The organism is Glycomyces tarimensis, assembly GCF_054776215.1.
Genome location: NZ_BAAHCB010000005.1, coordinates 403899 through 426751, shown reverse-complemented (window position 1 = coordinate 426751; position 22853 = coordinate 403899). Strand labels below are relative to the sequence as shown.

The 22853-nt window shown below is 67.7% G+C and carries 18 protein-coding genes; 11 read left to right on the top strand and 7 right to left on the bottom strand.

Translation table 11 applies throughout. The features are described 5' to 3' along the window. Positions 1 to 190 precede the first annotated feature (190 nt). Entirely contained in the window at positions 191 to 1174 is a 984-nt protein-coding gene (locus tag ACYVK3_RS07520; protein WP_460496664.1) for an L-type lectin family protein, read from the top strand. Between the two features lie 48 nt (positions 1175 to 1222). Here ACYVK3_RS07520 and ACYVK3_RS07515 read toward each other — a convergent pair whose 3' ends face one another. Continuing rightward, positions 1223 to 2629: an NAD(P)H-quinone dehydrogenase gene (locus ACYVK3_RS07515; RefSeq protein WP_460496978.1), complete on the bottom strand. Its 1407-nt coding sequence runs from the start codon at positions 2627 to 2629 to the stop codon at positions 1223 to 1225. 41 nt (positions 2630 to 2670) lie between these two features. On the opposite strand from ACYVK3_RS07515, the gene ACYVK3_RS07510 reads away from it, so the two are divergent. Then, the gene (locus ACYVK3_RS07510; protein WP_460496663.1) at positions 2671 to 3114 is read left to right on the top strand and encodes a gamma-glutamylcyclotransferase family protein; all 444 of its coding nucleotides are present in this window, start codon (positions 2671 to 2673) and stop codon (positions 3112 to 3114) included. A 24-nt stretch (positions 3115 to 3138) separates the two neighbouring features. Here ACYVK3_RS07510 and ACYVK3_RS07505 read toward each other — a convergent pair whose 3' ends face one another. Together ACYVK3_RS07505 and ACYVK3_RS07500 are read right to left on the bottom strand one after the other, a co-directional pair. Further along, complete coding sequence (locus ACYVK3_RS07505; protein WP_460496662.1) at positions 3139 to 4329, bottom strand: zinc-binding metallopeptidase family protein; 1191 nt, start codon at positions 4327 to 4329, stop codon at positions 3139 to 3141. Between the two features lie 605 nt (positions 4330 to 4934). Beyond that, on the bottom strand, positions 4935 to 6521 hold the full coding sequence (locus ACYVK3_RS07500) for an acyl-CoA mutase large subunit family protein (RefSeq protein ID WP_460496661.1): 1587 nt from the start codon (positions 6519 to 6521) through the stop codon (positions 4935 to 4937). Between the two features lie 215 nt (positions 6522 to 6736). Here ACYVK3_RS07500 and ACYVK3_RS07495 point away from each other — a divergent pair, with 215 nt between their 5' ends. From ACYVK3_RS07495 to ACYVK3_RS07485, 3 genes are all read left to right on the top strand, one after another. Then, positions 6737 to 8731 (top strand): serine/threonine-protein kinase, encoded by a 1995-nt coding sequence (locus tag ACYVK3_RS07495; protein ID WP_460496660.1) that lies wholly within the window; start codon positions 6737 to 6739, stop codon positions 8729 to 8731. A gap of 56 nt (positions 8732 to 8787) precedes the next feature. Then, positions 8788 to 10461 (top strand): phospho-sugar mutase, encoded by a 1674-nt coding sequence (locus ACYVK3_RS07490; protein ID WP_460496659.1) that lies wholly within the window; start codon positions 8788 to 8790, stop codon positions 10459 to 10461. A 67-nt stretch (positions 10462 to 10528) separates the two neighbouring features. Next, on the top strand, positions 10529 to 10774 hold the full coding sequence (locus ACYVK3_RS07485; RefSeq protein WP_460496658.1) for a type II toxin-antitoxin system Phd/YefM family antitoxin: 246 nt from the start codon (positions 10529 to 10531) through the stop codon (positions 10772 to 10774). 296 nt (positions 10775 to 11070) lie between these two features. Here ACYVK3_RS07485 and upp read toward each other — a convergent pair whose 3' ends face one another. Further along, positions 11071 to 11703: a uracil phosphoribosyltransferase gene (gene upp, locus ACYVK3_RS07480; RefSeq protein WP_460496657.1), complete on the bottom strand. Its 633-nt coding sequence runs from the start codon at positions 11701 to 11703 to the stop codon at positions 11071 to 11073. A gap of 93 nt (positions 11704 to 11796) precedes the next feature. Here upp and deoC point away from each other — a divergent pair, with 93 nt between their 5' ends. The 4 genes from deoC (at position 11797) to ACYVK3_RS07460 (ending at position 20001) form a co-directional block, all read left to right on the top strand. After that, positions 11797 to 12711 (top strand): deoxyribose-phosphate aldolase, encoded by a 915-nt coding sequence (deoC, locus tag ACYVK3_RS07475; protein WP_460496656.1) that lies wholly within the window; start codon positions 11797 to 11799, stop codon positions 12709 to 12711. Positions 12712 to 12713: 2 nt separating this feature from the next. Further along, positions 12714 to 14138: an aldehyde dehydrogenase family protein gene (locus ACYVK3_RS07470; RefSeq protein WP_460496655.1), complete on the top strand. Its 1425-nt coding sequence runs from the start codon at positions 12714 to 12716 to the stop codon at positions 14136 to 14138. Next, on the top strand, positions 14131 to 15006 hold the full coding sequence (locus ACYVK3_RS07465) for an aldehyde dehydrogenase family protein (protein WP_460496654.1): 876 nt from the start codon (positions 14131 to 14133) through the stop codon (positions 15004 to 15006). Before ACYVK3_RS07470 ends, ACYVK3_RS07465 begins: the two co-directional genes overlap by 8 nt. A 120-nt stretch (positions 15007 to 15126) precedes the next feature. Beyond that, a complete protein-coding gene (locus ACYVK3_RS07460) occupies positions 15127 to 20001 on the top strand; it encodes a DEAD/DEAH box helicase (protein ID WP_460496653.1) in 4875 nt (1624 codons plus the stop codon). Between the two features lie 50 nt (positions 20002 to 20051). On the opposite strand, the gene ACYVK3_RS07455 is transcribed toward ACYVK3_RS07460, so the two are convergent. Genes ACYVK3_RS07455 through ACYVK3_RS07445 form a run of 3 tightly spaced genes read right to left on the bottom strand, consistent with a single transcriptional unit; the run spans position 20052 to position 21485 of the window. Further along, positions 20052 to 20498 carry a hypothetical protein gene (locus ACYVK3_RS07455; protein ID WP_460496652.1) on the bottom strand — a complete coding sequence of 149 codons (447 nt, stop codon included), beginning with the start codon at positions 20496 to 20498 and terminating at the stop codon, positions 20052 to 20054. Beyond that, a complete protein-coding gene (locus tag ACYVK3_RS07450) occupies positions 20488 to 21195 on the bottom strand; it encodes a hypothetical protein (RefSeq protein WP_460496651.1) in 708 nt (235 codons plus the stop codon). The genes ACYVK3_RS07455 and ACYVK3_RS07450 overlap by 11 nt, the downstream gene beginning before the upstream one ends. Positions 21196 to 21227: 32 nt before the next feature. Beyond that, positions 21228 to 21485, bottom strand: coding sequence for a hypothetical protein (locus ACYVK3_RS07445; RefSeq protein WP_460496650.1), 258 nt, complete (start codon positions 21483 to 21485; stop codon positions 21228 to 21230). A 477-nt stretch (positions 21486 to 21962) separates the two neighbouring features. Between ACYVK3_RS07445 and ACYVK3_RS07440 the strand changes: the two genes are divergently transcribed. Together ACYVK3_RS07440 and ACYVK3_RS07435 are read left to right on the top strand one after the other, a co-directional pair. Then, positions 21963 to 22475: a hypothetical protein gene (locus ACYVK3_RS07440; protein WP_460496649.1), complete on the top strand. Its 513-nt coding sequence runs from the start codon at positions 21963 to 21965 to the stop codon at positions 22473 to 22475. Then, positions 22472 to 22849, top strand: a complete 378-nt coding sequence (locus ACYVK3_RS07435; RefSeq protein ID WP_460496648.1) for a hypothetical protein — start codon at positions 22472 to 22474, stop codon at positions 22847 to 22849. The genes ACYVK3_RS07440 and ACYVK3_RS07435 overlap by 4 nt, the downstream gene beginning before the upstream one ends. The last annotated feature ends 4 nt before the right edge of the window (positions 22850 to 22853 follow it).

Here is a 22853-nt window from a genome sequence, read left to right as displayed (position 1 = left end):
GCGCCCGGCCGAGTGGCCGGGCGCCGCCGCTTCACCACTCGGGACCCGATTTGGTCCATCACCGAAACATCACCGAGTGTTCTCATATAGCTTCGGCCTGTAGTCGACATCGGTTCGCGATGTCGACCGACGACAGCGCGCCGACCGCCCCGCGGTCGGCGCTTCGCGGAACAGGATCAGAGGAGCACCTGTGAAACGTACAGCCATGTTCGGCGCCGGCACGATGATGCTCACGGCGGGCCTCATCGCCTTCCCGGCCGCAGCGGAGCCCAAACACGACGAAGCCAAGGCCCTGCTGGTCGAGGCGCACTTCAATGACGACGCGGTCCACGACGAGCACTTCGTCCCGCTCGGCTCGGCCTGCCTGACCGGCGCGAGCGAGGCCACCGTGTTCGGCCCTTGCGACGGCGAGGACGAGGGTCCGGTGCCCGAAGCCGGGAAGACGCCCGGCTACCTGCAGCTGACCGACGGCGGCCAGTACGAGACCGGTGGCGTCCTCTACGACAAGGCGCTCGTGAACAACGGCGGCATCGAGGTCACCTTCGCGCAGTACCAGTACGGCGGCAACGGCGCCGACGGCATCTCGTTCTTCATCGTCGACGGCGAGACCGATCTGACCGAGGCCGGCGCGTACGGCGGCAGTCTCGGCTACGCGCAGCACGGCGACCTTCCCGGCGTCGACGGCGGCTATCTCGGGCTGGGAATCGACGCCTGGGGGAACTTCTCGGCCGACACCGAGGGCCGCGGCACCGGCTGCCCCGCCGAGCAGCGCGCGCCCGATTTCCTGACCGCCAAGATGAACCGCGCGCCCGACAACGTGGCCCTGCGCGGGCCCGGCCACGGCACCGACGGCTACTGCCTGATCGCCACGACCGCGAGCGACGAGGTCATCGGCTCGGACTCCCAGGGGAGCCTGTACGGCACGAACTTCCCCGAGTCCCTCGCGACGGCGACCCTCGGCGAGGCCAAGCGCCTCGTCAAGCTCAAGATCAGCGGCGACGAGCACCCGGAGGTGACCGTCGACATCGACTTCGGCGACGGCTGGCACCGGGTCCTGGAGACGCAGATGCACGAGCCCGCGCCCGAGACGTTCAAGTTCGGCTTCGCGGCCTCCAGCGGCAACGCCTACGACGTGCACCTGCTGCGCCACCTGCGCGTCGAGACCTTCGAGTAGACAAGTCGAGGAACAGGCCCGCGGCACCGCCGCGGGCCTGTCGCGCCGCTAGAACTCCATGAGCTGGCGGGCGGCCTCGGCGACGGAGCCCGACAGGGACGGATAGATCGTCAACGTCCGAGCCAGCTGCTCGACGGTGAGGCGCTGCTCGACGGCCAGGGCGATCGGATGGATGAGCTCGGACGCGCGCGAGGCCACCACGACGCCGCCGGCGACGATCCCCGAGGAGTTCCACGCGAAAAGCTTCACGAAGCCCTCGGTGCGGTCGATCATCTTCGCGCGCGGGTTGGACGACAGCGGCAGCAGCACGGTGCGGCAGTCGACCAGGCCCGCGTCGACGTCGGACTGCGACACGCCGACGGAGGCGAGTTCGGGATCGGTGAAGACGTTCGCGGCGACGTTGCGGAGCTTGAGCGGGCGGACGGCCTCGCCGAGCGCGTGCCAGATCGCGATGCGGCCCTGCATGGCCGCGACCGAGGCGAGGGCGTGGACGCCGGTGACGTCGCCGGCGGCGTACACGCCGGGCACGTTCGTGCGCGAGACCTTGTCGACCTTGACGTAGCCGCGCTCGTCGATGGCGACGCCGTAGGCGTGCAGGCCGAGGTCGTCGGAATTGGGGATCGAGCCGACGCAGATGAGGGCGTGGCTGCCGTCGACGACCGAGCCGTCGTCGAGCTCGACCTCGACGCCGGTGTCGGTGCGGCGGGCGGCGGCGGCCCGGGAGTGGTTGCGGATGTCCATGCCGCGCTTGCGGAAGACCTTGCCGACGGTCTCGGCGGCCTCGGCGTCCTCGTGCGGCATGACCCGGTCGCGCGAGGAGATCAGCGTGACCTCGGAGCCCATGGCGAGGTAGGCGGAGGCGAACTCGGCGCCGGTGACGCCGGAGCCGACGACGACGAGGCGCTCGGGCAGTTCGTCGAGGTCGTAGAGCTGGCGCCAGGTGAGGATGCGCTCGCCGTCGACCGGCGCGGAGGTCAAGGTGCGCGGTGTCGAGCCGGTGCAGATGAGGACGATGTCGCAGTCCATGTCGTACGGCTCGCCCTCGGCCGGCATGACGCGCAGTTCGTGGGTGTAGTTGACCTTGCCGTCGATGCGCAGCGCGCCGCGCCCGTGGACGATGTCGACGCCCACGGCGACGAGCTTCTGGGTGATGTCGCCCGACTGCTGGGCGGCCAGGCGGCGCACCCGGCTGTTGACGGCCTTCGCGTCGATGGTGGTGTCGACGGCGCCGACGCCCATCGCGGTGCTCTCGTGGATCTCGGTGAGCACGTTGGAGGCCGCTATGAACGTCTTCGAAGGCACGCAGTCGGACAGCACGCAGGCGCCTCCCGGCCCGGTGGCTTCGATGAGGGTGACTTCGGCGCCGAGCTGGGCGGCCACGAGGGCCGCCTCGTAGCCGGCCGGGCCTCCGCCGATGATCGCTACTCGTGCCACGGTTGCGCCTTTCGATGTCAGGGATGCTTCTGTGCGGGCAGATTCCAGGGTATCTTCAAGGCGTGCATCTCTATGCCGCGTATGGCTCGAACCTAGACCCTGCTCGCATGCGGGCCACGTGCCCGCGTTCGCCGCTGGTGGGAACCGGGTGGCTCGAGGGCTGGCGACTCACCTTCGCAGGCGAGGACCTCGGATGGGAGTCGGCGGTGGCGACGGTCGTCGAGGACCCCGCCGAGCGCGTCTTCGTCGCCCTCTACGACCTCGACCCGGCCGACCGCGCCGTGCTCGACGAGCTCGAAGGCTGCAACTCCGGCCTGTATCGCAAGATGCACAGCCAGGCCGTGACGCTGGAGGCGAACCGCCCCGTCTGGCTCTACGTCTTCGAGGGCTTCGAAGGCGGACTGCCGAGCCAGTGGTACCTCGACGAGATCGTGCACGCCGCCGAAGCCGCGGGCGCGCCCGAGGACTACGTCGAAGCGCTGCGCAAACGCCCGACGGCGGAGTGAGCGCGGCCCGGAGTCGCCGGGCGCTCAGAAGCCGGGGCTGCCGGCGGCGGCCAGCGCCGTGTGGGTCATGACGCGCACGCCGTGGGCGAGCGCCGTCTCGTCAATGTCGAAGTTGCCCTGGTGGATGTCGCATTCGAGACCGGGGCGGCCGACGCCGAGACGCGCCATCGCGCCGGGCACCTGCTCGAGGTAGTAGGCGAAGTCCTCCCCGCCCATGGACATGGGCGCCTCGGTGACGGCCTGCTCGCCGAGCGCGGCGGCAGTGGCGCCGGCGAACATCGCCGAGGCGAGCCGGTCGTTGACGACCGGCGGGACGCCGCGCCGGTAGTCGATCTCGCACTCGACGCCCGAGGTGCGGGCGACCGAGCGGGTGACCTCCTGGACGAGGTCCGGGATCATCTGCCAGGACTCGCGGCCCTGCATCCGGATGGTGGCGCGCGCGAGCGCCTCCTCGGGGATGGCGTTGGCGGCCTCGCCGGCCTGGACGGCACCGAAGACGATCGCGACGGCCTGGCGCGGGTCGATGCGGCGGTTCACCAGCGCCGGCATGTCGACGATGATCCGCCCCATCGCGTTGATGAGGTCGGTCGTCAGGTGCGGGCGGGAGGTGTGGCCGCCGCGCCCGTGCATGCGGATCTCCATGACGTCGCAGGCGGCCGTGAGCGGCCCGTTGCGCACGCCGACCTGGCCGGCCAGGAACTGCGGGTCGCAGTGGAGGGCGAAGATCGCGGCGACGTCGGTGAGCGCGCCGTGCTTGATCATCGTGGGCGCGCCGGAGGGGAACTGCTCCTCCGAGGGCTGGAAGACCAGCCGGAACCGGCCGGGCAGCTCGCCGCGGCGCCCGAGCTCGGCGAGGACGCGGCCGACGCCGAGCAGGATCGCGGTGTGGGCGTCGTGGCCGCACGCGTGGCACACGCCGTCGACCTTCGAGCGGTACGGCACGTCCTTGGGGTCGTGGATCGGCAGCGCATCCATGTCGGCCCGCATCGCGAAGACCCGGTCGCCGTCGCCGATGTCACAGATCAGGCCGGTGCCGTCCGGGATGAGCTGCGGCTTGAGGCCGGCGGCGCGCAGCTGCGCGGCGATGAAGTCGGCCGTGTCATGCTCCTGGCGCGACAGGCGCGGGTTGGCGTGGATGTGCCGGCGGGTGGCGACGACCTCGTCGAAGTGGGCTTCGAGCCAGGCATCGAGGAACTCGGGCAGCGATTCGGACATGGTTGGAGGCTCCGATGCGGTGGGACCAGGCGAAATGCCGAGCGAGGGCAGCGCAGCCGGTACCAGCACACGGGGCTCGGGCGCCTCGGCGCCTGACGTGTGGGCCTCATTGGACTTGGTTGCTGTTCCCATTTCGACGACATTCTCCGCAGTGAGCGTGTACATTCCTTCGCGCCTCTCAATTCGCGTTAGTGAATCAGCGCCAAAGGAGGGCGATTGGGCAAGCTTAAACCCGATCGCTCTCCGTCGCGGCGAGCGCCGGGTTGAGCGACATCGGCACCCGGGACCCGGATCGGCCCGATGCATCGCCTACCGCAAACGCCGATTGCACCCTTGGCGACGCTCGCGAGCCATCAGTTCGCTTTGGCACCCAGCGTGATCGAATACCGTGCTCATGGTGGCGACACGGCAGCCGACCGTATGGCCGAGGACGCCGTTGTGTTACATAACGCTTGCCGAGCCGAAAAGTTACGGCTCCGATGCGACTTTTCAATAACAACACGGGCGCAATCGCCGTCCGTGACGCGTCCGCGACAAGTATTGCGCGCGTGTTCAATCACTTCGGCAGACAGATTGTGCGCTTCCGCCATTCGGTCACAATGGGACTACAAACTGTCGGCGGGGACGTATCGGCCCCATTCCTCCGCGAGCGTCCCGCATACCTCGCCCACGGTGGCCCCGGCGGCGAGCGCGGCCTTCAGCGGATAGAGGACGTTCTCGGTTCCGGCCGCGGCGGACCGCAGCCGCGAGAGCGTCTGGGCCGCTTCGGCGGTGTCGCGGGCCTCGCGCCGGGCGCCGAGCCGTTCGATCTGGGCCGCCTCGATGGCGGGGTCGACCCTGAGCGGCTTGTACGGGGCGTCGCCGCCGTTGCCGGTGTAGGCGTTGACGCCGACGACGACCTGCTCGCCGGCATCGATGCGCTTGGCCGTCTCGTAGGCGCTGCGCTCGATCTCGCCCTTCTGGAAGCCCGCCTCGATCGCCTCGGTGACCGAGCCGTGCGCGAACACGGCGTCGATGAGGCTCTGTGCCTCGGACTCGATCTGGTCGGTGAGGGATTCGACGGCGTAGGAGCCGGCGAACGGGTCGACGGTGTCGGTCAGGTCCGTCTCGGCGGCGATGACCTGCTGGGTGCGCAGCGCCAGGCGCGCGGAGGTGTCGGTGGGCAGCGCGATGGCCTCGTCGTAGGCGTTGGTGTGCAGCGACTGGGTGCCGCCCATGACGGCGGCGAGCGCCTGGATCGTCACGCGGGCCATGTTGACTTCGGGCTGCTGTGCGGTCAGTTCCACCCCGGCGGTCTGGGTGTGGAAGCGGAGCTTGAGCGACTTGGGGTCCTTCGCGCCGAAGCGGTCGCGCATGATGCGCGCCCACAGCCGCCGGGCGGCCCGGAACTTGGCGACCTCGGTGAGGAGCGCCGAGCGGGCCACGAAGAAGAACGACAGCCGCGGCGCGAACGCGTCGACGTCGAGGCCGGCGTCGAGCGCGCAGTTGACGTACTCGATGCCGTCGGCGAGGGTGAACGCGAGCTCCTGCGCGGGGGTCGCGCCGGCCTCGGCCATGTGGTAGCCGGAGATCGAGATCGTGTTCCACCGCGGCAGTTCGGCGGCGCAGTACGCGAAGGTGTCGCTGACCAGGCGGAGGCTCGGCGCGGGCGGGAAGATGTAGGTGCCGCGCGCGATGTACTCCTTGAGGATGTCGTTCTGGATCGTGCCGCGCAGCGCGGCGGGGTCGACGCCCTGTTCCTCGGCGACGAGCTGATAGAGCAGCAGCAGGACCGCGGCGGGGGCGTTGATGGTCATCGACGTCGACACCTCGTCGAGCGGGATGCCGTCGAACAGCGCGCGCATGTCGTCGATCGAGTCGATGGCGACGCCGACCTTGCCGACCTCGCCGGCGGCCTCGGGGGCGTCGGAGTCGTAGCCCATCTGCGTGGGCAGGTCGAAGGCGACGCTCAGGCCGGTGGTGCCGTTCGCGAGCAGGTCGCGGTAGCGGCGGTTAGACTCCGCGGCGCTGGCGAATCCGGCGTACTGCCGCATGGTCCAGGGCCGGGAGGTGTACATGGTGGGGTGGATGCCGCGGGTGTAGGGGAACGAACCGGGTTCACCGAGCCGTTCGGCCAGATCGGGGGCGAGGTCTTCGGGGCCGTACACGGGTCGGATCCCGACCCGGCCTCGGCCTTGCGTGGGCGGCTGCATCCTTGCGATCCTAGTGGCAAAACCGCGATCCCGGGAGGTGCAGCCGTGTCGAACCCCGCGAGCGGCGCGAGTCAGGCGGCACGAGAACCGCGCGTCGTCGTCACGCCCGGGGCCCGTTCGGCGGTGCGGACACGGCAAGCCGTCGTCACACCCGGTACCCATTCGATGGTGCGGACACGGCAAACTAGTGAGAAGCCCTCGCGAGGAGTTGCCGAATGACGTATTCAGCGGACTACGGACGCGGCGGTCCCGGCTCCTGGGAGGACCCCCGCTCCGGGACGGAGCCGCCCCGGCGCCGCTCCGCCGATGCCTCCGGGGCGTATGGGACCTCAGGCAGCGGCCACTCATCATACGGCTCGCCCGCGCACGGCGCCGACGATCCCCACCCCTCGCTCGGCGCCCGCTTCACCGACTACAGCTCCTACAACAACGAGGCCTACGGCCGCGCGTACGACGACTCGGGCTCCTACGGGCAGCGCCACAGCGGCAATTACGGCAACTACGGGCAGAGCTTCGCCGCCGGGGAGGACTTCGGCCGGCAGGCGCAGTCCTCGTTCGGCTACAACTCCCCCGGCACGGCGGCGGGCCACCACGCCAACCCCGGCGACCTGGTCGGCGACCGCTACCGGCTGGTCGACCTCGTCGGCAAGGGCGGCAACGGCTCGGTATGGCGCGCGAACGACACCGTGCTGCGCCGCGAAGTGGCGCTCAAGGAGGTCTTCCTGCCGCCCGACCTGCCGCCGGCCGAGCGCGTGCAGCTCATCGACCGCTCCAGGCGCGAGGCCCAGATCGCCGCCGGCCTGTCGCACCCGTCGGTGATCCGCGTGTTCGACGTCGTCGAGCACACCGGGCTGCCCTGGATCGTCATGGAGCTGCTCCAGGCGCGGAGCCTCGCCGAGATCCTCACCGCCGACGGCCCGCTTCCGCCGCGCGTGGCCGCCAAGATCGGCCTGGCGCTCGTCGGCGCCCTCCAGGCCGCGCACGAGGCGGGCATCATCCACCGCGACGTCAAGCCCGGCAACGTCCTCATCTCCGTCGACGGACGCTGCGTCCTGTCCGACTTCGGCGCGGCCCAGTTGAACCAGATGTCCGGCGGCACCACGCCCGGCAAGGTCCTCGGCAGCGCCCACTACATCGCGCCCGAGCGCGCCGTCGGGCAGCCGGCGGAGCCCGCCAGCGACGTCTTCAGCCTCGGCGTCACGCTGTACGCCTCCGTCGAGGGACGGCCCCCGTTCGACCGCGGCGACGCGGTCTCGACCATGCGGGCGGTCGTCCAGGACCCGCCCGAGAGTCCCCGCAACGCCGGGCCGCTCACGCAGCTGCTCGGCGGGATGCTCGCCAAGGAGCCCCACCAGCGCTACACGCTCGGCCAGGTGCGCCACGAGCTCGCGGGGCTGCTGGCCGGACCGCTCGCCGGCAACTCGGGACCGCTCCCGGCGGGCAGTCCGCGGTACGGCGCCGAGTCGCGGCGTCCGGCGGCCGCTTCCGCGGCGCACCAGGAGGTCTCCCCGCCCAGCCCGCCCATCCCGCCGCGCCCGCGCGAGCCGGCGCCCGAGGAGCCGAAGTCGAAGGCCGTGAAGTACCTCGCGATCGCCACGGTGTGCGCGCTCGTGCTCTTCGGCCTGGCCTACGTGCTGTACCAGTGGCAGTTCGGCGGGGACGACGATGGCGGCGGGGCGGCGCAGGACCCCGGCCAGAGCACCGAGGAGGCTCCTGCCGAAGGCGAAGGCGAAGGCGAAGGCGAGAACGAGGAGGACGCCGCGCCGAGCTTCGAGACCGCCGCGCACGAAGGCGACGGCTTCAGCGTCAACTATCCGTCCGCATGGGGTGAAGGGCTCGCCGGCGACGACTACGTCACCTACTTCAATCCCGAGGACGACACCCAATGGGTGCGGTTCTACTCCGGCTCCGACCGGGGCGCGTCCGATCCGCAGGCCTATCTCAGCGACTTCTACGAGACCGGCCTCGGCGACATGAGCGACCTCGAGCAGGTCCGACTGGAGGCGGTCGAGTTCGGCGGTATGAGCGGCACCGTCCTGGAGTACACCGGAACCAACAACGACGGCGGCGCGGAGCGCCACTCGGTCTGGGCCATCGTCGACGCCGGCGACGGCACCTCCTTCGGGGTGTTCATCTCCGGTCCCGCCGACGGATGGGAACTATCACAGCAGGTCTATGACGAGGCTGTGCGGTCGTTCCAGACCGGTTGAGGCCACACCAAGCACAACAGACGTCCCACGCACGCGCGGTGTGCGAGGATTTCCGCATGGAGTCCTCGAACACGGGAGATGTGACCGGTCTCGACGCCCTGCGCGCCGAGGCCCTCACCTGGATCACCGACGACCCTGACAAAGCGAGCCGCGACGAGCTCTACCGGCTGCTCGACGCCCTCCCCGTCAGCGCCGACGAACTGGCCGACCGCTTCGCGGGCCGCCTCGAGTTCGGCACCGCCGGGCTGCGGGGGCCGCTGCGCGCCGGGCCGAACGGCATGAACCTGGCCGTGGTGCGCGGCGCCGCGGCCGGGCTCGCGAACTGGCTCGACGCCAAGGGCGCCACAGGACCGGTCGTCATCGGCTACGACGCGCGGCACGGCAGCCGCGACTTCGCGACCGAGACCGCCCGCGTCGTCACCGGCTCGGGGCGGCGCGCGCTCGTCATGCCCGGACCGCTGCCGACACCGGTGACCGCGTTCGCGGTGACCAGGCTCGACGGCGCGGCGGCCGTGCAGGTGACCGCGAGCCACAACCCGCCCCAGGACAACGGGTACAAGGTCTACCTCGGGCGCGAGCTCGGCGGCGAGCTCGGCGCGGGCGCGCAGATCGTGCCGCCCGCCGACACCGAGATCGAGCGGGCCATCGCCGAGCTCGGTCCGCTGTCCGAGATCCCGCTCGGCGACGACGGCGAGGTGCTCGACGAGTCGATCGTGGACGATTACCTGGCCGCCGTGTGCTCGGTCGTCGACCCCGACGACCCCAAGCGCCTCGCCGCGGTCGCGACCCCGATGCACGGCGTCGGCGGCCGGACGCTGGTGCGGGCGATGGAGCGCGCCGGGTTCGGCGCGCCGAAGCTCGTGCCGCAGCAGGCCGAACCGGACCCCGACTTCCCGACCGTCGCCTTCCCGAACCCGGAGGAGCCGGGGGCGATCGACCTGCTCAAGGCGCTCGCGGTCGAGGAGGGCGCGGACGTGGCGATCGCCTTGGACCCCGACGCCGACCGCTGCTCGGTGGCCGTGCCCACCGGTGACGGCGACTGGCGCCAGCTCACCGGCAACGAGGTGGGCGTGCTCCTGGCCGACCACTGGATGCGCAAGGGACACAACGGCACCTACGCCACCACGATCGTCTCGACCACGCAGCTCAAGGCGATGTGCCGCTCGCGCGGCTTCGGTTACGAGGAGACCCTGACGGGATTCAAGTGGCTCGCCCGCGCCGACGCGGACCTGGCGTTCGCCTTCGAGGAGGCCCTCGGCTACTGCGTCGCGCCGGAGTTCCTGCGCGACAAGGACGGCATTTCGGCGGCGCTGGTGGTCTCGGAGATCGCCGCCGGCCTGGCCGCGAGGTTCGCCACGCTCGCCGACCGGTTGGACGAGCTGGCCGAGGAGTTCGGCGTCTTCGAGACCGGGCAGTTCGCGCTCCGCGTCGAGGACCTCAGTGAGATCGACGCGTGCATGAAGCACCTGCGGTCGCATCGGCCCGCGGAGCTGCTGGACGAGCCGGTGATCGAGTACGTCGACCGCCTCCCGGACGCCGATGTCGTCACCATCTCGACGGCGCACGCGAGGGTGGTCGCGCGCCCGAGCGGCACCGAGCCGAAGCTGAAGGCGTACCTGGAGGTCCGCGAGGAAGCGGGCGATGATCTTGCGGCCGCGAGGGAGCGGGCGCGAGCGACGATGGCGGCGCTGAAGGCCGAAGTGGCCGGGCTGCTGGGGGTTCCGCACTAGGAGTCGACGACGGACCGCCCGTTCAAGTCCGTGATATGACTAAGTCTAGTCTGACAAACTTGGTCTCATGACCTACGTAGTGAACATCCACGAAGCCAAGACGCATCTGTCTCGGCTCATCGAGCGTGCTGTCAACGGCGAACATGTGGTCATCTCGAAGGCGGGCAAGCCGATCGTGGACCTCGTCCCGCATCGCGAGCAAGCAGTGGTCTTCGGCGGCCTGAAGGGGCAGCTCGAATACGACGACAGCGCGTTCGATGTCGACCCCGACATCCAGAGGATGTTCTACGGAGACACCGATGCTGCTGCTTGACAGCCAGACCGCACTCTGGGTGATGGACGACGATCCCCACCTCGGGTCGCGTTCCAAAAAGCGCATCGTCGAGTCGACTTCCGTCCACGTCTCGGTGGCGACGGTCTGGGAGCTGATCATCAAGTCGATGCTGGGCAAGCTCAAAATTCCGACCGACTTCGCGCAACAGGTGGCCGCCCAAGGGTTCGGGCTGCTCGATATCCCGGCCGACCATGCCGAAGACCTAAGGGATAGCACGGCGACCGACAGCAGGGCCGGGCGCATTTCGTGCTTGCGGCCCCACTGTCACCTGCTGCTCAGAAGCGGCGGTAGGCGCCGAACTGGCGGTCCCCGGCGTCGCCCAGACCCGGCACGATGTAAGCCCGCTCGTTCAACTGCGGGTCCACCGCGGCCGTGGTCATGCGCATCTTGAGGCCGCTCGCGCGAAGTTTCTCGATCCCGTCCGGCGCGGCCAGCACGCACACCAGCGAGATGTCGACGCAGCCCCTCGACGCGATCATCTCGCAGCAGCGCAGCAGCGAACCGCCCGTGGCCACCATCGGGTCGAGCACGATGACGTGCCGGCCGGACAGATCGTCGGGCAGCGACTCCATGTAGGCGTACGGCTCGTGCGTCTCCTCGTCGCGGGCCAGACCGACGAAGCCCATCGACGCGTCCGGGATCATCGCCAGCGCCGAGTCGGCCATGCCGAGCCCGGCGCGCAGCACCGGCACGAGCACCGGCGGATTCGCGAGCCGGTAGCCGTTCGCGGGAGCCACCGGCGTCCGGATCTCGTACTCGTCGACGGCCACCTCGCGGGTGGCCTCGTAGACGAGCATGCTGGTGAGCTCGTGCAGTGCGGCTCTGAACCGCGGGGAGTCGGACCGCTCGTCGCGCATGGCGGTCAGCCTCGCGGCGGCGAGCGGGTGTTCGACGATCTGTACATCCACGATTCCCAACCTTAACGTCCAGCTCGCCGCGCTAATGTGAGCTGGTCGCCACACGCCGGCGGCACGCCTCACGGATACGGATACCATCGGATCATGGGATCAATGTTGAGCGGCGCCGAAGCCGTCTCCCTCGTCCGCTCCCTTCCGGGCGTGGACGCGGTCGGCCTCGAAGCGCGCGCGGCGGGGCTGAGCACCCGTTCGATCAAGAAGGAGTCGAAGGCGCAGGCGATCGACCTGGCCATCGGCATGATCGACCTCACCACGCTCGAGGGCGCCGACACCCCGGGGAAGGCCAAGGCGCTGTGCGCCAAAGCCGTCCGGCCCGACGGCGACGCGCCTCCGGTCGCGGCGGTGTGCGTCTACCCCTCGATGGCGCCGATCGCCGTCGAGGCCCTGGGGGGCTCCGGCGTCAAGGTCGCCTCGGTGGCCACCGGCTTCCCGGCCGGGCAGGTGCCGCTCGACGTCAGGCTCGCCGACACCGAGAGCGCGGTGCGGGCCGGCGCCGACGAGATCGACATGGTCATCAACCGCAGCGCGTTCCTCTCCGGCGACCTCGAGCGGGTCTTCGGCGAGATCAAGGCCGTCAAGGCCGCCTGCGCCGAGGCGCGGCTGAAGGTCATCCTGGAGACCGGCGAGCTGATCACCTATGACAACGTCCGGCGCGCCTCGTTCCTGGCGATGCACGCGGGCGCCGACTTCATCAAGACCTCCACCGGCAAGGTCGGCGCGGGCGCCACTTTGCCGGTCACGCTGCTCATGATGCAGGCCGTGCGCGACTTCCGCGCCGCCACCGGGACCCAGGTCGGCGTCAAGCCGGCCGGCGGCATCCGCACCACCAAGGACGGCATCAAGTACCTGGTGTGCGTCAACGAGGTCCTCGGCGACGACTGGCTCTCGCCCCACTGGTTCCGCTTCGGCGCCTCCAGCCTGCTCAACGACCTGTTGATGCAGCGCCAGAAGCTCAAGACCGGCCACTACTCAGGCCCCAACTACGTGACGGTGGACTAGCCATGTTCGAGTACGCGCCAGCACCAGAGTCGGTCCGCCCCCACATCCGGGAGCACTACGGGCTGTTCATCGACGGCAAGTTCGTCGACGCCGAGGCCGGGTCCACGTTCAAGTCCGTCAACCCGTCCAACGAGGAAGTGCTGTTCACGGTCGCCGAAGCCGGCCGGTCCGACGTCGAGGCGGCCGTCGCCGCCGCGCGAAGGGCCCACGAGACCGTGTGGGGCCCGATGAGCGGCGCCGAGCGGGGCAAGTACCTGTTCCGCATCGCCCGCCTCCTCCAGGAGCGCGCCCGTGAGTTCGCCGTCGCCGAGTCGATCGACAACGGCAAGCCGATCAAGGAGACCCGCGACTTCGACGTCCCGACCGCGGCGCAGCACTTCTTCTACCACGCCGGGTGGGCCGACAAGCTCGACTACGCCGGGCTCGGACCGAACCCGCGCTCCCTGGGCGTGGTCGGCCAGGTCATCCCGTGGAACTTCCCGCTGCTCATGCTGGCCTGGAAGATCGCGCCCGCGCTCGCGTGCGGCAACACGGCGGTGCTCAAGCCCGCCGAGACGACGCCGCTGACCGCGCTCATGTTCGCCGAACTGTGCCAGGAGGCGGAGCTGCCGCCGGGCGTGGTGAACATCCTGCCCGGCGCGGGGGCCACCGGCTCGGCCCTGGTCGACAGCGCGGTCGACAAGATCGCCTTCACCGGCTCGACGGCCGTCGGCCGCGCCATCGCGAAGGCTCTCGCCGGCTCGGGGAAGAAGCTCACGCTGGAGCTGGGCGGCAAGGCCGCCAACATCGTCTACGACGACGCGCCGATCGACCAGGCCGTCGAGGGCATCGTCAACGGCATCTTCTTCAACCAGGGGCACGTGTGCTGCGCCGGCTCGCGGCTGCTGGTGCAGGAGTCGATCGCAGGCGACGTCCTGGAACGGCTCAAGGAGCGGGTGTCGACGCTGCGCGTGGGCGACCCGCTCGACAAGAACACCGACGTCGGGGCAGTCAACTCCGCCGAGCAGCTCGAACGCATCGAAGCGCTCACCGAGGCCGGCGCCGACGAGGGCGCCGAAGCCTGGCAGCCCGCCTGCGAGCTGCCCGAACGCGGCTTCTGGTTCCGCCCGACCGTGTTCACCGGCGTCCAGCAGTCCATGCGCATCGCCCGCGAGGAGATCTTCGGCCCGGTGCTGTCGGTGCTCACCTTCCGCACGCCCGACGAGGCGATCGCCAAGGCCAACAACACCCCGTACGGCCTGTCGGCCGGGGTGTGGACCGAGCAGGGCTCGAAGATCCTGTGGACCGCCGAGCGCCTGCGCGCGGGCGTGGTGTGGGCCAACACGTTCAACCAGTTCGACGCCGCCAGCCCGTTCGGCGGCGTGAAGGAGTCCGGTTACGGCCGCGAGGGCGGCCGCCAGGGGCTGGAGGCCTACCTCGATGTCTGATCGCCTGCGCGTCAAGAAGACCTACAAGCTGTACGTGGGCGGGAAGTTCCCCCGTTCGGAATCCGGAAGGAGCTACCCAGTGACCGGTCCGGACGGCACCGAGCTCGCGAACGCCGCGCTCGCCTCCCGCAAGGACGCCCGCGACGCCGTCGCCGCCGCCCGCAAGGCCCAGGGCCCGTGGGCGGGTCAGACCGCCTATCTGCGCGGGCAGATCCTCTACCGGGCCGCCGAGATGCTCGAGGGTCGGGCGGGCCAGTTCGCCGAGGAGCTCGCCGACTCCACCGGCGCCGATCCGCGCCAGGCGCTCGGCAGCGTCGAGGCGGCGATCGACCGGCTCGTGCACTACGCGGGCTGGACCGACAAGTTCGCCTCGGTCCTCGGCGGCGCGAACCCCGTGGCCGGGCCGTTCTTCAACCACACCAAGCCCGAGCCGCTCGGCGTCGTCGTCGTCGCCGCGCCGCAGGACGACCCGCTGCTGGGCCTCGTCAACGCCGTCGCGCCGGTGATCGCCACCGGCAACGCGGCCGTGGTCGTCGCCAGCGAGGATCGGCCGCTGCCCGCGATGAGCTTCGCCGAGGTCCTGGCGACCTCCGACCTGCCCGGCGGCGTGGTGAACCTGCTGAGCGGCAAGGTCGCCGAGATCATGCCGCACCTGGCGGGCCACGCCGACGTCAACGGTCTCGACCTGGGCGGCGTCGCCGACGCCGCGCTGGCCGCCGAGCTGGAGGCGCTGGCGTCCGAGACGCTCAAGATCGTGCGCAGGCCGGGTCAGGCCGGCTCGTCGATCGACCTGGTGCGCCAGTGGGTCCAGTACAAGACCGTGTGGCACCCCGCGGGGATGGCCGCGGTCGCCGGGGGCGGGTACTGAGGGAGGCTCACTGTGCGGGGGCGCGAGGCTGCGATGGGTTAGGCTTTCTCGGGTAACGGTGGTGCGGCCCGGACGGTGGGCGAGGCTCGGCACCGCCAGCCCCTTACGGAAAGCAGTGCAGTGGCCGGAACAGTCCTCGATATCCTCCAGCACATCCGCACCACGTCGGCGACGAACCGCGAACGCGGTACGCGCTTCGAACGGCTCATGGTCACCTACCTCAAATCAGATCCGCAGTGGACCGAGCAGTTCTCCGAGGTCTGGATGTGGGCCGACTCGCCGCTGGCGGCCGAGAACGCCACCGACACCGGCATCGACCTGGTCGCCCGCGACATCGAGACCGGCGGCTACTGCGCGATCCAGTGCAAGTTCTACGAGCCGCAGCACACGGTCGCCAAGGCCGACATCGACTCGTTCTTCACCGCTTCGGGGCGCGCGGGCATCACCCGGCGCATGATCATCTCCACCACCGAGAAGTGGGGCACGCACGCCCAGTCCGCGCTCGAAGACCAGCAGATCCCCGTCACGCTCATCGGCATGGCCGCGCTGGAGTCCAGCCCGATCGACTGGGACAAGGTCGCCGCCGACGCCGTGTGGCAGCGGGGCATGGCCCTCGATCCGGCCTACATGCACGCCAAGAAGTCGCTGCGTCCGCACCAGGAGGCGGCCGTCGACGCGGTCTTCGACGGCTTCGAGGAGCACGAGCGCGGCAAGCTCATCATGGCCTGCGGCACCGGCAAGACCTTCACGTCGCTGAAGATCGCCGAACGACTCGCCGCCGAGCGGGCCGAATCCGGCGAGAGCGACCGCACGCACGTCCTGTTCCTGGTCCCCTCGATCGCGCTCATGTCCCAGACGCTCAGAGAGTGGACCGCCGAGACCGAGACGAACATGCGAGCCTTGGCGGTCTGCTCGGACGCGAAGGTCTCCAAGCGCGCCGCCGCCGCCGACTACGGCGACACGGCCCCCTACGAACTGGCGTTCCCTGCCACCACCAGCCCCGAGAAGCTCATCGCACAGTTCCGGCGCGTCGCCGAGGAGGCGGGGTTGACGGTCGTGTTCTCCACGTACCAGTCCCTGCCGACCGTCGCCGCCGCCCAGGCCGAAGGGCTCGGCACGTTCGACCTGGTGCTGTGCGACGAGGCCCACCGCACCACGGGCGTCACGCTCGTCGGCGAAGACGAGTCGAACTTCGTGCGCGTCCACGACGACGGCTACATATCGGCCGACCGGCGGCTCTACATGACCGCGACGCCGAAGATCTTCACCGAGTCGACCAAGGCCGACGCGAAGAGCGCCGCCGCCGAACTGTGCTCCATGGACGACGAGTCACTGTTCGGCCCCGAATTCCACCGGCTCGGCTTCGGCGCGGCCGTAGAGGCCGGTCTGCTGACGGACTACAAGGTCCTGATCCTCACCATCGACGAGGGCTACGCGGCGGCGGCGATCCAGCAGCAGCTCGCCGACGAGAACATGGAGCTGAACCTGGCCGACGCCGCGAAGATCATCGGTTGCTGGAACGGCATGGCCAAGCGCACGGGCTCGGTCCTAGACGAATCGGGCGAGGTCGTCGGGTTCAAACCGGGCGAGCCGCCGATGCGGCGGGCCGTCGCGTTCGCGCAGAACATCGCCGCCTCGGAGAAACTGACCGAGACCTTCGCCAAGGTCGTCGCGGGCGCCGACGCCGACAACCCGGACCGGCTGCGCTGCGAGATCCGGCACGTCGACGGCACCATGAACGCGCTCAAGCGCAACGCCGAACTCGACTGGCTCAAGGCCGACCCCGGCGAGCGGCAGGCGCGGATCCTGTCCAACGCCCGGTGTCTGTCCGAAGGTGTGGACGTGCCGGACCTGGACGCGGTGCTGTTCCTGCACCCGCGCAACTCGGTCGTGGACGTGGTCCAGTCGGTCGGGCGGGTCATGCGCAAGGCCGAGGGCAAGCAGTACGGGTACATCATCCTGCCGGTGGCCGTCCCGGCCGGCGTCTCGCCGGAGCACGCGTTGGCGGACAACAAGCGCTTCAAGGTCGTCTGGCAGGTCTTGAACGCGCTGCGGGCGCACGACGAGCGCTTCAACGCCATGATCAACAAAATCGAGCTGAACAAGAAGAAGCCGCGGAACCTCATGGCCGGCCACATCGGCGGCGACAACGACGGCGAGAACTTCGGCGAGAGCGGTGAGGGCAAGCGGGACGAGACGAAGGCGGTGCAGGACACCCTCGCGGGACTGGAGCAACTGCCGTGGCAGGACGCCATCTATGCTCGCATCGTGCAGAAAGTCGGCGAACGGACCTATTGGGAGGATTGGGCCAGCGATATCGCCGATATCGCGAGCCGTCACGTCGCCCGCATCCGTGTTGCGATCGGCCTGCCGGAGAAGCGCGACGCGTTCGCGGAGTTCGTCACCCAACTGCGCTCCAACTTGAATCCGGGCGTGAGCGAGGACGACGCGATCGACATGCTCGCGCAGCACCTCATCACCAGGCCGGTGTTCGACGCGCTGTTCGCCGACTACGCGTTCGCCGCGCACAACCCGGTGTCGGTGGCGATGGAGCGGATGCTCGGCGAGCTTGACGACCAGGCGCTCGAATCCGAGCTCGAGACGCTGGAGCGGTTCTACAAGCAGGTTCGGGTGCGGGCCGAGGGGATCGACAACCACGAGGGCCGCCAGAAGATCATCACGGAGCTGTACGAGCGGTTCTTCAAGACGGCGCTGCCGAAGACCGCCGACAAGCTCGGGATCGTCTACACGCCGGTGCCGGTGGTGGACTTCATTCTGCGGGCGACCGACCAGGCGCTACGGAAGTACTTGGGCGCTTCGCTGACCGACGAGGGCGTCCACATCATCGACCCGTTTACAGGTACCGGCACGTTTATGGTGCGGCTACTGCAATCGGGCCTGATCAAGCCGGAGGACCTGCTGCGGAAGTACACGAGCGAGCTGCACGCGAACGAGATCGTGCTGCTGGCGTACTACATCGCGGCGGTGAACATCGAGGCCGCGTTCCATGACCAGCGTGGCGGCGAAGGCGAGTACCTGCCGTTCGAGGGCATCGTCCTGACCGACACCTTCCAGCTGTATGAGGGTGAGGCCGAGGAGCTGTTCGGTGTGCTGGAGGGAAACTCCGAGCGCGCGAAGAAGCAGCAGGCCACTGATATCCGGGTCGTGATCGGGAACCCGCCGTACTCGGTGGGGCAGGGCAACGTAAACGAGGCGAACCAAAATCAAAAATATGAGCATCTAGACAGGCGCCTTGCAAGGACATATATTGCCAACGCTGGTCCCGGAAACAAGACAAAGCTTTACGACTCCTACATCCGAGCAATTCGTTGGGCGTCTGATCGAATTAAGGACGAGGGCATAGTGTGTTTCGTCAGCAACAACGGATATATTGACGGAATTAGTACAGATGGCCTTCGAAAGTCCCTGATGGAGGAATTTGATGCCATCTACTGCTATGACTTGCGGGGTAACCAGAGGTCGTCGGGCGAACTTTCCCGACGCGAAGGAGGAAAGGTATTTGAGGGAGGAAGTCGAACAGGCGTAGCGATCCTCCTGCTTGTGAAAGGCGGCAAGGCACCGCGCAGTACGGGCGAATCTAAACTCCACTATCGCGACATCGGAAGCTATCTCACAGTGAGTCAAAAACTCGACGAGCTCTCCCGTCGAGACCTGGATACTATCGAATGGCGTCTGATCACACCCAGCGCCGAAGGCGACTGGATTAACCATCGAGACGACCGGTTTTCCACATTTCGACCCCTAGGGTCTAAGAATAACGCACTCAAAGACCGAGTCATATTCGCAGCGTATTCGAGCGGTCTAAACACGGCGCGAGATGCGTGGGTGTATAACTTTTCGCCTACAAAAATTCGGGCTAACATGAAGGCCATGATCGACTTCTACAATAAGCAAGTCGACTCGCTTCAAGCCCGCTTCAAGTCAGAGGGCATCACCAAACCCAGCGCGAAAGACGTCGAACGATTCGCCGACATGGATCTGAAGAAGATCAAATGGAATCGTGCGGATAAGACTCGGGCCGCAAAGCAAGAGAAGTATCAATTCTCAGCAAGCAGAATATTCGAATCGGCATACCGCCCCTTCACGAAGGAATGGGTCTACTTCGACTCGAAGCTCAACGACATGACATATCAGCTGCCGCAGATGTTCCCTACCACTGAGCAGAGGAACCTCGGATTCTATATTACAGGCACTGGCTCCAACGAACCATTCTCACTTCTCATGTTTGACGAAATACCGAATCTTCATGCCGTGGGCACCAGAAGTATGGGGCCATACTTCTCCAGGTACACCTATCGCGAGACTGCGGCCGACGGCATGCTTTTGAGAGAGCTCGGCAATGCTTACGAGCGCGTCGACAATGTTACTGATTCGGCGCTCCGAGACTACCGCCAGACTTACGAGGACTCGTCCATCGTCAAGGACGATATTTTCTACTATGCATATGGTCTCCTGCACTCCCCCGAGTACAGATCCGAGTTCGAAGCCGACTTGAAGAAGTCCCTGCCCCACATCCCCAAAGTGGTGGGATTCCATGAGTTTGCAGATGCCGGTCGGCGGCTAGCTGAGTTGCACCTCAACTATGAAAGTGTCCAACCGTATGCCGGTATCAACGAAAAGATCCACGCTCCGGACGATACTCCTCTCGCCGAGCTGTATCGTGTCGAGAAGAAGATGCGATTCGTCACCAAACAGGACAAGTCTGCGATCATCTACAACGCCTATGTCTCTCTGACGGATATTCCTATCGAAGCTTACCGGTATGAGCTCGGCGGGCGATCAGCCGTCGAATGGATCACCGATCGATACTACGTCAAGTCGGACGACAATAGTGGCATCGTCAACGATCCCAATGACTGGTCCGAAGATCCGCGCTACATCGTTGATCTGCTCAAGCGGGTCGTCACGGTGAGTCTGGAGACGATGAAGATCGTAGATTCCCTGCCGCCGCTCGACATTCTGCCGGAGCAGTAGCGGCTTCACTACAAAGGCGACAGGCAAACCCGCCGCCCCAACCAATGGACTTACCGGCCCTCCCGTTCCCACTGTTCCACCAGCTCCTCGGCGTCATCGAGGAACTGGTCAATATCAGACCTCACCAATGGATCTTCAGCGGAGATCTTCGCGACTGCGAGGACTTGGGTGCCGATGATGTCCTCGGCTACGATGCCTTCAAGTAGGTGTGTTTCCCCCGCGCTCCCCCTCAGAATGCCTTCAACGGTCAACGCCTTCAGCTGTACTCCAGTGTTCTCGTAGTTGCGGCACAACTCGATGGCAAAGGCGGCGAGCGAGTCTCTGCTGAGGTTGTCCTTGAACCTGCGTTCCATGAGCACAGCGAACACGGCGGAGACGAACTGGTTGAACTCAGCTCGCTCCTCGGCGGGCAGCGCCTCATTCATGGAGCTCGCAGCCTGGGTGTTGCCGGTCGCCAGCGCCTTGACCTGTTCACGATGTTTGCCCTTAACGGCCATCCTTGTCCTCCTTTGGTTTTGTAAGTTTCACGACGACAGCCGCCGCGCCGACAGCCCACACAAGGCTATTCCCGACGACATCGCCGACGTTGAGTCCCTGGCCCGGGACTTCGAGGAAGGACTCTGGCTGAGGAAGGTGCCCGTTCTCAGGCACCAACTGGACTGGCTTGGCATCAGAGATGTGGGTGGCGTTCCAGTGCATCTGAGCAGTCGTCTTTCCAGCATCCTTGATATCGCTGACCGCACGGGCAGCGTGACGGGTAGCAGCACGGAAGGAGTTTAGCTTTCCTGGCTCTTCCTCACGGTCTTCAAGCAGCTCCATGCCGGTAGGTTCATGCTCGAGTTCAGGCGGCACACTGGTGATCTCGACCTTGAAACCGTCTCGCCTGCCGCGCCACGTTATGGATCCATCCGGGTTGCGTTGAACGAAGCTGGCGTGTTCGCGTGAGCCTGGCCCCATCTTGCCGTGAACCGCGGACATCAGCTGCCAATGCGCCTTCACCAAGGTGCCTTCGAGCGCTTGACGAATGCTCTCTGCGTCTTCGAGTCGTTCGCTGACATCCTTGAATGACTTCGCTCGCTTCCCGAAGCCCCTGCCTCCCAATGACGCGGCGATCTGCTCGGTGTCGGCCTGGTCCTTCGTGATCGGCCCAGACAGCTCGGCCGCGCGCTCGATGGTGGCGGTGATCTGGTTCACCAGTTCGGGGAAACCACTCACAAGCGCGGGATCTAGGTGTGCTTGGCGGCTACAGCGGCGCTTGCCGCTTGCTCTAACTGGTTCGACAGTGCGGCGTTCTGTACCGCTGCCTGCTCCAAGGTTTCCTTCACGGTTGCGACCGCGCTGGCGAGCGCCTCGGCTCCCATTGACTGAACGATATTGAGGACTTCATCGTTCTGAGCCTTGCTCGCCTCGATCTGGGCGGCGAGCTGGTCAGCGGCTTCCTTGTTCGCCTGGATGCTTGAGATGACTTCGTCGATGGAGCCCACGGGGCGTGATCCGTTCTACTGCGCTTCGGTCGGGAATGGGTTACGCGGAGCACACTATCGCACTACGGCGAATCGGTGGGTTCCGGCCGCCACCAACCACACTCATCATTTTGAGGCAGCGCGCGTTTTGCTGGACAGTTTCGCACTACCTGTGTGCGAAGATGTCCGCACGCGCAGTGCGCGTATCCCAGATGAGAACTGAATATGGTCCGGTGGGCCGCCCCACTAGCTACCAACTTGTTCGGCGGCCCACCTTCACACCCTGAGAGGAAACCTCCCATGGTTGGTGTCAGCCTACGCCAGAAACCTGCGGGCGCGACAGAGCAAAACGCCCCCGCCATTCGACCCGTCTCCGGTACACCCGTCTGGGCGAGGGACGATCTCGCTCCCGGCACGCGGCGTCCGGCCTCGCCGTGGGACGCCTGGACAATCCCGCCGAAACTGGCACTGGCTACCAGCGCCCGCGCGTCTGCTCGCATGTCCGATGCTCACTCGTCCGGTGGACTCTCGTCTGGCACCAGCACAGCCGCCGCCGTCCGCAAGCCGAGCCCAGTCCCGTACCCGCAACCGGTCGAGCCCTCGCCTTCGCCGCCGTTCCAGCCTTGGCGCGTCGACTTCTCGCACCCCGAAGTGGTCGAGTATCCGGTGGCCGGACCGCCCGAAGCATCCGAGCCATCGACGGTCGCCAAGCGGCTGCTCCTGCTGCTCGGCCTCGCCTATCTCTTCCTCGCCGCGCTCGCCTCCGGGCTGGCCTACACCGGCTACTTCACCGCCACCGAAAGCGACGGAGCGGCGGACGACCGCGACGACCGGCCCAACCAGTTGCCGCCGTGTCCCCGCCCGCCGGTACGCGATCCGCACGCTCCCGGCCTCCACACCAGACCGGACGGCTCCCGATACCTGGTCATGCCGCTCCCGGCAGACCCACCCGACCGCTACCGGGCCACCGCCTCGGCCGCACCGGCGATGAGCGGCGGTGGTGTCCTGTGAGCCTCGCCCGCTACGCACCGCACCACATCCGCGCCGCCTACCAGCGGTCACTCGCCGCCCTACCGATCCCAGCACTCTTGCCCGAGCCGATCGACCCGAACGAGCTGACCATCCTGGGCCGCGCCTTGATCTCCGGTCGCCCGGCCGCCTTCGGCACGCTCGCCGACGCCCCGCGCCTGTGGGTTGCCTTCAAGAGCGCCGAGACCGGTCTGTCCCTGCTGGGTTACATGACCGGCCTGGTCACCGGCGAACCCGAGCTGTGGGTCTGCGACGAGGCGCACCGCGCCTGGACGCTCGACGGGGACAACACCGCGAACCTGAAACGGGCCGCCGCCCGCGTCTGGTTCGACTGCCAGCGCACTTGCGAGGGCTGAACCG

Coding starts and splice junctions, on each gene's coding strand:
- ACYVK3_RS07505 (WP_460496662.1), bottom strand. CDS start 4,329: ATGTCCGAATCGCTGCCCGAGTTCCTCGATGCCTGGCTCGAAGCCCAC.
- ACYVK3_RS07500 (WP_460496661.1), bottom strand. CDS start 6,521: ATGCAGCCGCCCACGCAAGGCCGAGGCCGGGTCGGGATCCGACCCGTG.
- ACYVK3_RS07495 (WP_460496660.1), top strand. CDS start 6,737: ATGACGTATTCAGCGGACTACGGACGCGGCGGTCCCGGCTCCTGGGAG.
- ACYVK3_RS07490 (WP_460496659.1), top strand. CDS start 8,788: ATGGAGTCCTCGAACACGGGAGATGTGACCGGTCTCGACGCCCTGCGC.
- ACYVK3_RS07485 (WP_460496658.1), top strand. CDS start 10,529: ATGACCTACGTAGTGAACATCCACGAAGCCAAGACGCATCTGTCTCGG.
- deoC (WP_460496656.1), top strand. CDS start 11,797: ATGGGATCAATGTTGAGCGGCGCCGAAGCCGTCTCCCTCGTCCGCTCC.
- ACYVK3_RS07470 (WP_460496655.1), top strand. CDS start 12,714: ATGTTCGAGTACGCGCCAGCACCAGAGTCGGTCCGCCCCCACATCCGG.
- ACYVK3_RS07465 (WP_460496654.1), top strand. CDS start 14,131: ATGTCTGATCGCCTGCGCGTCAAGAAGACCTACAAGCTGTACGTGGGC.
- ACYVK3_RS07455 (WP_460496652.1), bottom strand. CDS start 20,498: ATGGCCGTTAAGGGCAAACATCGTGAACAGGTCAAGGCGCTGGCGACC.
- ACYVK3_RS07440 (WP_460496649.1), top strand. CDS start 21,963: ATGTCCGATGCTCACTCGTCCGGTGGACTCTCGTCTGGCACCAGCACA.